We start from the raw sequence: 11,817 nt of genomic DNA, 5'->3' as shown, positions 1-11,817 counted from the left end.
TGCAGCGGCTCGGCGATGAAGGCAGCGACCGTGTCGGGCCCTTCGGCGAGGATCAGCCGTTCCAGCGCTTCGGCGCAGCGCGTCGCGAACGCCTCCTGCGTTTCGCCGGGCTCGCCGTAGCGCCAGTGGTGCGGACAGTCGGTGTGCAGCACCCCGGAAATCGGCAGGTCGAACTCGCGATGATTGTTCGGCAGGCCGGTGAGGCTGGCGGCTGCGATCGTCACGCCATGGTAGGCGCGCAGGCGCGAGATGATCTTCTTCTTCGCGGGCCGGCCCAGCGCGTTGTTGTAGTACCAGGCGAGCTTCATCGCCGTGTCGTTCGCCTCCGAGCCGGAGTTGGCGAAGAACACCTTCGACATCGGCACCGGCGCCATCGTCAGCAGCTGCTGCGCCAGGCGCACCGACGGCTCCGAGGCCTTGCCGCCGAACGCGTGATAGAAGGGAAGGGTGCGCATCTGCCGGTCCGCGGCATCGGCGAGGCGCTGGTTGCTGAAGCCCAGCGAGGCGCAGAACAGGCCCGCAAGCCCCTCGATGTAGCGGTTTCCCCGGTCGTCGAAGACGTAGATGCCTTCGCCGCGGGTGATGACCATCGGCCCGGCCTGCTCGTGCAGCGCGAGGTTGGTGTACGGATGGAGGTGCGAGCCGACGTCGCCGGCGTGCACGGTGTCGCTGAAGCTCATGGCCCATTATGGGCAGCAGGCCGTCAGCATGTATCCACGTATTTACTTAGCGCGATTCTTCGCCTGCGCCGGGATGGGGTGCCCCCATCAGTGCCAGCAGGTCGGGGATGGTCGCGCAGACATGGTCGCGCACCACCGTCTCGACCAGTTCGGGCCGCCTGCGCTTGAGCGCGTCGAGGATCAGCCCGTGATCCTCGTGGGAGGACAAAGGCTTCGCCGCGGCCTGCAGCCACAGGCGCATATGCGGCTCGATGCTCAGGTGAAGGGCGGAGATCTGGGCGAGCAGCCGCGGCTTGCCGCTGAAGCTGCACAAATACAGGTGGAAGTCGCGGTGCGCCCCCACCCAGTCGGAGACGTTGTCGGCACGCTCCTCCATCATTTCCAGGCGGTGCTCCAGCTCCTTCAGCTCCGCGCTGCCGATGGCCTTCATCGCGGAAGCCGCCGCCAGCCCCTCCAGCACGGCCCGCATCTCGAACACCTCGACCAGTTCGGCCGGGTCCAGGCCGCGCACCACGGCTCCGCGGTTCGGCCGGATCGTCAGCAACTCCTGCGTGGCCAGCCGCCGGAACGCATCGCGCACGGGCATGCGGCTCATGCCGATTTCCGCGGCGACCTCCTCCGGTACCACCCGGTCTCCCGGCTTCAGCTCGCCCATGCGGATGCGTCCGAGCAGGTAGCGGTAGGCCTGTTCTTCGGCGGTGGCCGGGGCGGGATCGAGCAGCGGGTTCACGAGGCGTTCCGAGGCGAAATTGGATACACGTATGCTACTATGGCCCGAAACAATGGTCGAGGCCGCCCCCGTTCGGTCGGCTGCGCACCTGACGACGGAGACAAGATGCTGCCTTTCGACTGGAGCTTCCCCTATCCCTCGCAGAAGATGCCGCTGATGGCGGCGAACGCCGTCTGCGCAAGCCAGCCGCTGGCCGCTCAGGCCGGCCTGCAGATGCTGTACCTCGGCGGCAATGCCATCGACGCCGCCCTCGCGACGGCCATCGCGCTGACGGTGGTCGAGCCGGTGATGAACGGCATTGGCGGCGACATGTTCGCGCTGGTCTGGCACGAGGGCCGGCTGCATGGCATCAACTCCAGCGGGCGTTCGCCGGCGGCGTGGACGCCGGAGTACTTCAAGGGCCGCGACAAGGTGCCGGCCACCGGCTGGGATTCGGTCAGCGTGCCGGGCCAGGTGGCCGGCTGGAAGGCGCTGCATGAGCGATTCGGCAAGTTGCCCTTCGAGCGCCTGTTCGAGCCCGCGGTGCGCTATGCGCAGGAAGGTTTCCTGGTCTCGCCGCAGATCGCTCGCCAGTGGGCCAACCAGGTGCCGGGCTTCATCGAGCAGCCCGGTTTCCGCCAGGCATTCACAATCGACGGACGCGCGCCGAAAGCCGGCGAGCGCTGGCGCTTCCCGGACCAGGCGCGTACGCTGCAGCAGATCGCGGAAAGCGGCGGCGAGAGCTTCTACCGCGGCTCGTTGGCCGAACGCATCGAGGCGTTCGCGCGGGAATGCGGCGGCGCCCTGCGCGTGAGCGACCTCGCCGCCCACGAGGCCGAATGGGTCCAGCCGATGCAGCAATCCTTCCGCGGCTACGCGCTGCACGAGATCCCACCCAACGGCCAGGGTATCGCAGCGCTGATCGGGCTGGGCATCCTCGAGCGCTTCGACCTGGAGGCGATGGGGCGCGACAGCGCCGACTACTACCACGTCGCGATCGAGGCAATGAAGCTCGCGTTCGCCGACCTGCACCGGCATGTCGCCGACGCTTCGGCCATGAAGCGCGTGCGGCCCGCCGACCTGCTGGATCCCGGCTATCTCGCCGAGCGCGCGACCCTCATCGACATGAAACGCGCTTCCGCGCCTGCCGCGGGCATGCCGAAGACGGCTGGCACCGTGTACCTGGCCACGGCGGACGCGAGCGGCACGATGGTTTCGTACATCCAGTCGAACTATCGCGGCTTCGGTTCCGGCGTGGTCGTGCCGGGCACCGGCATTGCCCTGCACAACCGCGGCGAGGGCTTCAGCTTGGCCGATGGACACCCGAACCAGGTCGCGCCGAGCAAGAGGCCGCTCAACACCATCATCCCCGGCTTCCTCACCCGGGACGGCCAGCCCGTGATGGCGATGGGCGTCATGGGCGGTTCGATGCAGGCCCAGGGCCACGTCCAGATGGTGGCGCGCTTCGCTGCCTTCGGCCAGAACCCGCAGGCGATGAGCGATGCGCCGCGCTTCCGCGTCGATCCGGGCCCGGTGCTCAACCTCGAGCACCATGTGCCTGCGCAGGTCGTGGAGTCGCTGCGCGAGCGTGGACACGCGCCCAGCGTGGCAGCGCGGGATAGCATCGACTTCGGTGCCGCCCAGCTGATCTACCGCACCGACGATGGCGCGTACATCGGGGCGTCGGATTCGAGGCGCGACGGGCAGGCCGTGGGCTTTTGATCCTTTAAGGCACGCCCCTCGCCGCCTGTCCCTTTCTGGCGGGGCCTCGGCCGGCCTGCTGGTTCGCGGCGAGTCTTTTCGTGGAGACAGCGCACCAGGGTCTCTAACGGCCGGTGCATCAGGGCCGGCGCGACGCAAGCGAACCCGAGCAGAAGTCACCGCCCCGGCGGCGTTCCCGCCTAATACCTCGACAAGCCTGAACCGCGCCGCGTGCGCCCGCGCTCAGTCCAGCGGGAAGCGCTTGGCCAAGCTGGTGAAGCGTTCGTCTTCCTTGCGGACCTGCGCGGCGAATTCTTCGGGTGTGTTGACCAGCGGGGCCGCGCCGGCCGCCGCGATCGCCTTCTGCAGTTCGGGATGGCGCATGACTTCCTTGACCGCGGCGTAGATGCCCTGGGCCACCGCGGGCGGCGTTTCCGCAGGCGCGAACAGGCCGAACCAGGTCGTGTACTCGTACTGCGGCATGCCGGTCTCGCCCACCGTGCGCACGTCGGGCGCGGCGCTGTGGCGCTTGCTGCCCTGGCTCGCGACGACCTTCAGCGTGCCGGCCTTCTGGTGCGGCAGTGCGGAGGTGATGCCGGTCACGGCGAAGTTCACGTTGTTGGCGATCATGTCGGTGATGATCGCGGACGTGCCCTTGTAGTTGACGACGATGAGATTGGGCAGCACCTCGGCCTGCAGCTGCCGGCCGAACAGCTTGGCGACGTTCTCGCCGGTGCCCATGGCACAGGGCTTCGCCGCGGTCTTGCAGTACGCGACCAGTTCCGGCAGCGTGCTCGCGGGAATGCTGGCGTTGGCCACGATGACGCCCGGCGACTGCGCGATGTTCGTCACCGGCAGCAGGCGCGCCAGCGGATCGGGTCCCTTGAACGAGGGCGCGTGCTTGGTGAGGACGATGGCAGGGGTCTGCAGCAGCAGCGTGTGGCCGTCCGCGCGGGCCTCGATCACGCGCCGCCCGCCGATGAGGCCGTCGGCGCCGGGCACGTTCTCCACCACCACCGGTTGGCCCCAGAGTTCACCCAGGAGCCTGGCGGTGGCGCGGGCGGTGGTGTCGGTTCCGCCGCCGGGCGCGTAGGGCACGACGATGGTGACGGGACGGGTGGGCTTCCACGCGGGCTGCGCCTCGGCGTGCACGGGTGCGGCGACGGCGCACAGGCTGGCAACGGCCAGGGCGTGCACGCCGCGCGTCAGGGAGTGGGGGATCTCTCGCATCTTGGTTCCTTGCATGGGATCCACTGTCCGTGAAATGCGGATGCAACGCTTGCGCAAACGCTAGGGTCGTTCCCTAGCGCCGGCATCGTTACGCCCTGGCCGAGCCCGTGGTGCCGCGGCGTATGAGCTCGATCGGCAGCACGTCGTGCGAAGGCGGGCTGATGGCCTGGCCGGGGCGCATGCGATCGAGCAGGCGCCGCGCCGCGGTGCGGGCCATGGCCTCCACGGGCTGGCGGATGGACGTCAGGCCCACGATGGGAGAACCCGCCAGCGGCATGTCGTCGAACCCGATCACCGACAGTTGCTGCGGCACCGCGCGGCCGCAAGCGCGGGCGGCCTCCAGCACGCCCAGCGCGATCGTGTCGTTGCCGGCCACGATGGCCGTGACGGGCTCCGGCGCGACCATCAGCGCCATCGCCTTGGAATAGCCCATTTCGGCCGTGTACTCGCCCCAGACGAGCTGCGCCGTCGCGGGATCCACGCCCGCTTGCTGCAGGGCCCGCATCGCGCCGGCCATGCGGTTGCGGCTCGTGGAGGTGTTCTCCGGTCCCATGATGAAACCCAGGCGGCGGTGGCCCAGCGCCAGCAGGTGACGCACCGCTTCCTCGCCGGCCCGGAAGTTGTCTACTTCCACGGTGTCCACGCGGACATCCTCGACGCTGCGCACCACCAGCACGGTCGGAATGCCGCGCCGGCGGACCTCTCCGACGATGGGGGAGTCCAGCGTCGCGGTGGCGAAGATCAGGCCGTCGAGGTAGCTCTCGATCAGCGGGCGGAAGGCCAGCAGCCGCTCGGGATCGGTCATGGGGTCGATCAGCAGCACGACTTGGTAGCCGGCGGCCTGCAGGGCGTCGTGCAGGTGCTGCAGCAGCAGCGTCATGAAGGTGTTGTGCAGCGCGCCCACCACCACACCCACCATGCGGGTGCCGGCCACGCGGCCGCGGCCCTGGGGCGGGAAGCGGTAACCCACCTGGGTGGCTGCCGCGATCACGGCTTCGCGGGTGCGCGCGCTGATGGCCGGGTGGCCCGACAGCGCGCGCGAGACGGTGGAAACCGACAGCCCCAGGTGCCCGGCGATGGCGCGCAGGGTGCCCGCGCCTTCACCGGGGCGTGCGGCGCTCACGGTGCCGGGTCGAAGACCACCACCTGCCGGATGGCCTTGCCTTCGTGCAGCTGGTCGAAGGCCTCGTTGATCTGGTCCAGCCGCAGCGTGCCGGAGAGCAACTGGTCGACCGGAAGCCGCCCCTGGCGCCAGAGGCTCAGGTAGCGCGGGATGTCGCGCGCCGGCACGCAGGTGCCGATGTAGCTACCCTTGAGCGTGCGTTCCTCCGCGACCAGGCTGACGGCCGGCACCGGCAGCATCGCACTGGCAGGAGGCAGTCCGGCCGTGACCGTGGTGCCGCCGCGCGCGGTGATGCAATAGGCCAGTTCGAGTGCCCGCACCGAGCCCGCGAATTCGAAGGCGTATTCGACGCCGCCGCCCGAGAGCGCGCGCACCTGCTCGCGTGCATCGGGCAGGCTGGCGTTGACCGTGTGGGTGGCCCCCAGCTTGCGCGCGTGGGCGAGCTTGTCTTCGGACAGATCGATCGCCACGATCTGCCGTGCTCCTGCCGCATGGGCGCCCAGCAGGGCCGCCAGGCCGACGCCGCCGAGACCCACTACTGCCACGGAGGCGCCGGTCGGCACCCGCGCCGTGTTGATCACGGCACCCACGCCGGTCAGCACGGCGCAGCCGAAGAGGGCGGCTTCCACCAGCGGGAGGTCTCGATCGATGCGGACCAGCGAATGGCGCGACACCACCGCGTGTTCGGCGAACACCGAGCAACCCAGGTGGTGGTTGATCGCATGGCCCACGTGCGAGATGCGCCGTGCGCCGGACAGCAGGGTCCCGGCGCCGTTGGCGGCCGCGCCCGGCTCGCACAGGGCGGGGCGGCCCTCGGCGCAGGGCAGGCAGTGACCGCAGCTGGGCATGAAGACCACCACCACGTGGTCGCCCGCGTGCAGATCCGCCACGCCGGCGCCGGTCTCGACCACGACGGCCGAGGCCTCGTGGCCCAGAGCCATCGGCATCGGCCGTGGCCGGTCGCCATTGATCACCGAGAGGTCCGAATGGCACAGGCCGGCGGCGGCGATGCGAATGAGCACCTCGCCCGGCCCGGGCGGGGCCAGGTCGACCTCCTCGATGCGCAGGGGGCGGCTCGTGGCGTAGGGGCGGGCGGCGCCCATGGCGCCGAGGACGGCTGCGCGCGTCTTCATGGGCGGCCTCCTTTCTTCAGCGGGCCCAGCGCTTCTCGAAGTCCCAGACTTCCTGGAAGCCGATCAGCTTGCAGAACTCGCCGAAGTCGAACATGTCTATGCTGGGCGCTTGGCTCACGCCTTGCTCCTTCAGCGTGCGCAGCGCCTTCTCCATGGCGGCCGCGGCCACCAGGCTGGTCATCGACGGATAGATTGCCAGCGAATAGCCGATCTCCTCGAGCACCTTGGCCGGCAGGATGGGCGTCTTGCCGCCGTCGGCCATGTTGGCCAGCATCGGCTTGTCGAAGGCCTCGCAGGCGCGGCGCATCTCCTCCTCGGATTGCGGTGCCTCGAAGAACAGGATGTCGGCGCCGGCCTTCGCATAGGCCTCCATGCGGCGCATCGCCTCGTCCACGCCCAGGCTGGCGCGGGCGTCGGTGCGGGCGATGATCAGGAAGTTCTCCTTGTCCTCGCGCGCCTCGGCCGCGACCTTGATCTTCTCCACCATGTCCTCGGTCGGCACGCAGCGCTTGTAGGGCGTGTGGCCGCACTTCTTGGGGAACTCCTGGTCCTCGATCTGGATGGCGGTCACGCCGGCTTCCTCGTAGCCGCGCACCGTGTGGTGCACGTTCAGGAGGCCGCCGTAGCCGGTGTCGGCATCGGCGATCAGCGCCGCATTGCTGGTGCGCACCACCGTGCGCATGCGGTCGACCATCTGGGTGTAGGTGGCGATGCCGGCGTCGGGCAGGCCCAGGGCGGAGGCGGTGAGCCAGTAGCCGGTGCCGTAGACGATGTCGAAGCCGACCTTGTTGGTCATGACGGTGGCGATCATGTCCTGCACACCGGGGATGACGAGGAATTCGCCGGCGGCGAGCTTCTGACGGAGGATGGGATTGGCCATGGCGGATTTCGTTCGATTCTGGAAAGGGGGATCAGGCGAGGGAGCCGAGCCAGGGCTGCTGCTGGTGCACCCGCTCTTCGTAGGCGCGCAGCGCGCCCTCGTGGCGCAGGGTGCGGTCCACCTCGTCCTCGGAGGAAAGCAGCTGTTCGGCGTGGCCCTCGGCCAGCGTGACGGCCAGCTGGCGGCCATCGGCCAGGTGCAGGCAGCGCGTGGCGACGTCCAGGCGCAGCATGCCCTCGGGCGTCGCGGCGAGCGCCTGCAGCAGCGTGGCGTGTTCGGCCGGCGTGACGGTGGCGGCTACGAGGCCGTTCTTCACGCAGTTGTTGCGGAAGATGTCGCCGAAGGACAGCGCCACGACCGCCTGCACGCCGTAGTCGGCCAGGGCCCACACGGCATGCTCGCGCGAGGAGCCGCAGCCGAAGTTCTGCGCCCCCACGATGAGGCGCGCCGGCTCCGGGCGCTGCATGAAGGCGACCTCGGGCCGGCCTTCGGCGCGCCAATCGGCGAACAGGTGCACGCCCATGCCGTCCCGCTGCACGAGGCGCAGGAAGCGGCCGGGGAAGATGGCGTCGGTGTCGATGTCGTCGCGCTGCATGACGGCAGCGCGCCCCGACACCTGGGCGATGACGGCCTTCATGACAGGAACTCCCGGGGATCGGTGAGCGTGCCGCGCAGGGCGGAGGCGGCCACGGCGGCCGGGCTCATGAGGTGGGTGCGCCCGCCCTGGCCCTGCCGGTTCTCGAAGTTGCGGTTGGAGGTGGACGCGCAGCGCTGGCCCGGAGCAAGGCTGTCGCCGTTCATGCCGATGCACATGGAGCAGCCAGGCTCGCGCCATTCGAAACCGGCATCCACGAAGACCTGCGCCAGGCCATCGGCTTCCGCCGCGCGCTTGACGCTAGCCGAGCCCGGCACCACCAGGGCGCGCACGCCGGCAGCCACGCGGCGGCCGCGGGCGACGGCGGCGGCGGCGCGCAGGTCCTCGAGGCGGCCGTTGGTGCAGGAGCCGATGAAGGCCACGTCGATGGGCACCGACGACAGCGCCTGCCCGGGCTGCAGGCCCATGTAGGCCAGGCTCTTCTCGATCCGGCTGCGTTCGGCCGCATCGGCCGGCGTCCCGCCGTCGCCCACCCGGCCGTCGAAGGCCGCGCTGTCGGCCGGGGTCGTGCCCCAGGTGACGCGCGGGGTGACCGCGGCGGCGTCGAACCGCACCAGGCGGTCGAAATCGGCCGCATCGTCGGTGCGCAGCGCGGTCCAGGCCTGCTCGGCCTGCTCGAAATGCTCGCGCGCCGGACCCTGTACGCGCTCGCGCAGGTAAGCGAGGGTGGTGGCGTCGGGCGCCACCAGGCCGAAGCGCGAGCCGGCCTCGATCGTCATGTTGCACAGCGTCAGCCGCGCTTCCATGGAGAGGGCCGCGACCGCGGGGCCGAAGTACTCGATGCCGTGGCCGACGCCGCCGCTGGTGCCGATGTGATGGATCAGGGCCAGCGCCAGGTCCTTGGCGTAGACGCCCGGGCCCAGCGCGCCGGAGACCTCGATGCCCAGGGTGCGCGGCTTGCGCATCCACAGGCTCTGGGTGCTCATCACGTGGGCGACTTCGGAGGTGCCGATGCCCCACGCCAACGCGCCCATGGCGCCCAGCGTGGCGCTGTGCGAATCGCCGCAGACGACGGTGCTGCCAGGCAGCACGAAGCCCAGTTCCGGGGCGATCACGTGCACGATGCCCTGCAGCGGGTCGTCCAGGTCTAGCAGGCGCATGCCTGTGGCCTGCGTGTTGCGGCGCAGGGTGGCGATCTGCTCGGCGCTCTCGGCATTCGGGATATTCACCAGCCGATCGGCGCTGGTGGGCACGTTGTGGTCCTGCACCGCGATGTGGCGGGCGGACGAGCGCAGGCCATGGCCGGAGGCCTTCATGCTGGCGAAGGCCTGCGGGCTGGACACCTCCTGCACCAGGTGCCGGTCGATGTAGACCAGGTCGTCGCCGGCTTCGTTGCGGGCCACCGCGTGGGCGGCCCAGATCTTGTCGAACAGGGTCGTCATCGAGGCGCGTCAGTCGATCCTGATGTCGGCGGCCTTCACGATGGCCTTGTTCTTCGCCAGGTCGCGCACGATCTCTTCGCCGAAAGCCGCGGGCGTGTTCGGCTGCGCCACGATGCCCAGCTTGGCCAGGCGCTCGCGCATTTCCGGCGTGGCCAGCACCTTGTTCAGGGCCTGGTTGAGCCGGGCGATCACCGGTGCCGGCGTGCGGGCGGGAGCGGCCAGGCCGACCCAGGAGTTGATCTCGAAGTCCTTCAGGCCGGATTCGATGAAGGTGGGCACGTCCGGCAGCGAGGCGACGCGCTGGCGCGAGGCCACGGCGATCGGGCGCAGCTGCTTGCTCTGGATGAAGGGCATGGCGCCCGCCACCGCCGTGAAGTTCATGGGCAGCACGCCGCTCACCACGTCGCCCATGGCCTGGCCGCCGCCCTTGTAGGGCACGTGGACCAGGGGCATGCCGGTGCGCTGCTTCAGCATCTCGCCCGCGATGTGGGTGGTGGCGCCAGTGCCGGCGCTGCCGTAGGAGAGGCCGCCGGGCGTGGCCTTGGCCACCGCCTGAAGCTCGGCCAGGTTGGTGGCCTGGACCTTGGGATTGACCACCACGATCAGGACGGCGTCGCCGATCTTGCCGATCGGTGCGAAGTCCTTGACCGGGTCGAATGGCACCTTGGCGTACACGCTGGGGTTGATCACCAGCGTGCCGTCATAGGCCAGCAGCAGGGTGTAGCCGTCCGGTTCGGCGTTGGCGACCATCTGGGTGCCGATGTTGCCGGCCGCGCCGGGTTTGTTGTCCACCACCACCTGCTGGCCCAGTTCCTGGCTGAGCTTCTCGGCGACGATGCGGGCGCTGGTGTCGGTGACGCCAGCGGTGGCGAAGGGCACGATCAGGCGGATGGGGCGGCTGGGGTACTTCTCTTGCGCGTAAGCGGTGGACAGGCCGCAGGCAGCCACGGCGAGGGCGGCGGCCAGCAGGCGGCGGCGGGCGGTCGGGAGGGGCAGGTTCACGGTGCGAGGTCTCCGGAGTTCTGGGGAGGGACGACTCATTCGGGCTTGATGCCGCCGCGCTGGGCCACGGTGGCCCACTTGGCGGCTTCGCTGCGCAGGAAGCGATCGAGGTCGGCGGGGCTGCTCAGGACCAGCTGGGCGCCCTGGTCACGCAGCTGGTTCGCCACGGCGGGTTCGTTGGCCACGGCGCGCAGGTCACGGCCGATCTGCTCCACCAGCGCGGGCGGCATGCCGGCCGGGCCGAACATGCCGTACCAGCTCAGGGACTCGATGCCCGGCACGCCGGCTTCGGCGAAGGTCATCGCGTCCGGGAAGACGTTGAGCCGCTCGCGCGAGGCCACGCCCACCACGCGCAGGTTGCCGGCCTGCACGTGGGGCAGGGCGGTCAGCACGCTGGTGAAGCCCATGGGCAGGTGGCCGCCGATGATGTCCACCATCATGGGCGCGCCGCCCTTGTAGAACACCTCCACGGTCTTCAGGCCGGCGACCTGGCGCATCAGTTCGCCGGTGAGCCGCGTCTGGCCTTCCGAGTTGCCGACGCCCAGCTCCTCGGTGCGGGCCGCCTTGAGCACGTCCGGCAGCGTCTTGTAGGGGCCCTTGGCCGAGACCACCAGCACCATGGGCGAGGTCGCCACGTTGGTGATGGGCGTGAAGGCCGTCAGGGTGTCGTACGGCATCTTCTTCATCAGGGCCGGATTGACCGCGTGCGAGCCCACCACCAGCAGCAGCGTGTAGCCATCCGGCTGCGCCTTCGAGACCAGGCTGGAGCCGATCACGCCGTTGGCGCCGGTGCGGTTGTCCACCACAACCGACTGGCCCCACCGGTCGCTCAGCTTCTGGGCGAGCTGCCGCCCCACGATGTCGGTGCCGCCGCCGGGCGAATAGGGCACGACCAGCGTCACGGTCTTGGCGGGATAGCCGGCGGCCAGGGTGGGCCTGGCGAGCGCCAGGGCGGCGAGGCCGCCGAGGGCGGTGCGGCGGTTGAAGGCGCCGGTCAGGGCGGGCGGGGTGTTCTGCATGCTTGTCTCCTGGTGCTTGCGGGTCCAGCGGGCGAGCCGGCTGGCGGGGCAGGCCTTCCGTTTCGCAGAAGCCGTGCCAACCCCTTGCGACGCGCAAGTGCTTGATTCTTATAGAAGTCATGTTGCATTGACGTTGCGACGTTGCAGATCCGTGCAACAATCGCGTTGCGCTCCGCAACATTGCTGGAACATGACCACCGACGTCTTCGCGGCCGCTCCGCGCCTGCCGCGCCTCTGTTTCCTGGGCTACCGCCACCTGCGGGAGTTCTCCGCGCCCGTCATCGAGCAGTACCGCGACCGGGC

At 69.9% G+C, this 11,817-nt stretch carries 11 protein-coding genes; 1 reads left to right on the top strand and 10 read right to left on the bottom strand.

The features are described 5' to 3' along the window. Both VFM98_RS08715 and VFM98_RS08710 read right to left on the bottom strand, forming a co-directional pair. Positions 1-680, bottom strand: a 680-nt coding sequence (locus tag VFM98_RS08715) for an aminotransferase class III-fold pyridoxal phosphate-dependent enzyme (RefSeq protein WP_325109521.1), incomplete at its 3' end; no start/stop codon positions are given. Between the two features lie 46 nt (positions 681-726). After that, the gene (locus VFM98_RS08710; protein WP_325109520.1) at positions 727-1,410 is read right to left on the bottom strand and encodes a GntR family transcriptional regulator; all 684 of its coding nucleotides are present in this window, start codon (positions 1,408-1,410) and stop codon (positions 727-729) included. Between the two features lie 105 nt (positions 1,411-1,515). On the opposite strand from VFM98_RS08710, the gene VFM98_RS08705 reads away from it, so the two are divergent. After that, the gene (locus VFM98_RS08705) at positions 1,516-3,111 is read left to right on the top strand and encodes a gamma-glutamyltransferase family protein (RefSeq protein ID WP_325109519.1); all 1,596 of its coding nucleotides are present in this window, start codon (positions 1,516-1,518) and stop codon (positions 3,109-3,111) included. A gap of 222 nt (positions 3,112-3,333) precedes the next feature. On the opposite strand, the gene VFM98_RS08700 is transcribed toward VFM98_RS08705, so the two are convergent. From VFM98_RS08700 to VFM98_RS08665, 8 genes are all read right to left on the bottom strand, one after another. Beyond that, a complete protein-coding gene (locus tag VFM98_RS08700) occupies positions 3,334-4,320 on the bottom strand; it encodes a tripartite tricarboxylate transporter substrate binding protein (RefSeq protein ID WP_325109517.1) in 987 nt (328 codons plus the stop codon). 88 nt (positions 4,321-4,408) lie between these two features. Continuing rightward, the gene (locus VFM98_RS08695) at positions 4,409-5,443 is read right to left on the bottom strand and encodes a LacI family DNA-binding transcriptional regulator (RefSeq protein WP_325109516.1); all 1,035 of its coding nucleotides are present in this window, start codon (positions 5,441-5,443) and stop codon (positions 4,409-4,411) included. Next, on the bottom strand, positions 5,440-6,576 hold the full coding sequence (locus VFM98_RS08690) for a zinc-dependent alcohol dehydrogenase family protein (protein WP_325109515.1): 1,137 nt from the start codon (positions 6,574-6,576) through the stop codon (positions 5,440-5,442). Before VFM98_RS08690 ends, VFM98_RS08695 begins: the two co-directional genes overlap by 4 nt. 16 nt (positions 6,577-6,592) lie before the next feature. Then, positions 6,593-7,456 carry an isocitrate lyase/PEP mutase family protein gene (locus VFM98_RS08685; RefSeq protein WP_325109514.1) on the bottom strand — a complete coding sequence of 288 codons (864 nt, stop codon included), beginning with the start codon at positions 7,454-7,456 and terminating at the stop codon, positions 6,593-6,595. A gap of 31 nt (positions 7,457-7,487) precedes the next feature. Continuing rightward, on the bottom strand, positions 7,488-8,093 hold the full coding sequence (gene leuD, locus VFM98_RS08680; protein WP_325109513.1) for a 3-isopropylmalate dehydratase small subunit: 606 nt from the start codon (positions 8,091-8,093) through the stop codon (positions 7,488-7,490). Next, positions 8,090-9,493, bottom strand: coding sequence for a 3-isopropylmalate dehydratase large subunit (gene leuC, locus VFM98_RS08675; protein ID WP_325109512.1), 1,404 nt, complete (start codon positions 9,491-9,493; stop codon positions 8,090-8,092). Before leuC ends, leuD begins: the two co-directional genes overlap by 4 nt. Before the next feature lie 9 nt (positions 9,494-9,502). Continuing rightward, positions 9,503-10,495: a Bug family tripartite tricarboxylate transporter substrate binding protein gene (locus VFM98_RS08670; RefSeq protein ID WP_414709000.1), complete on the bottom strand. Its 993-nt coding sequence runs from the start codon at positions 10,493-10,495 to the stop codon at positions 9,503-9,505. Between the two features lie 35 nt (positions 10,496-10,530). Beyond that, positions 10,531-11,514, bottom strand: coding sequence for a tripartite tricarboxylate transporter substrate binding protein (locus tag VFM98_RS08665; RefSeq protein ID WP_325109511.1), 984 nt, complete (start codon positions 11,512-11,514; stop codon positions 10,531-10,533). Positions 11,515-11,817 lie beyond the last annotated feature (303 nt).

Origin of the sequence: Ramlibacter sp., assembly GCF_035706265.1 — a bacterium.
Classification (GTDB): domain Bacteria; phylum Pseudomonadota; class Gammaproteobacteria; order Burkholderiales; family Burkholderiaceae_C; genus Ramlibacter.
This window is presented reverse-complemented; position numbering and strand designations above follow the sequence as displayed.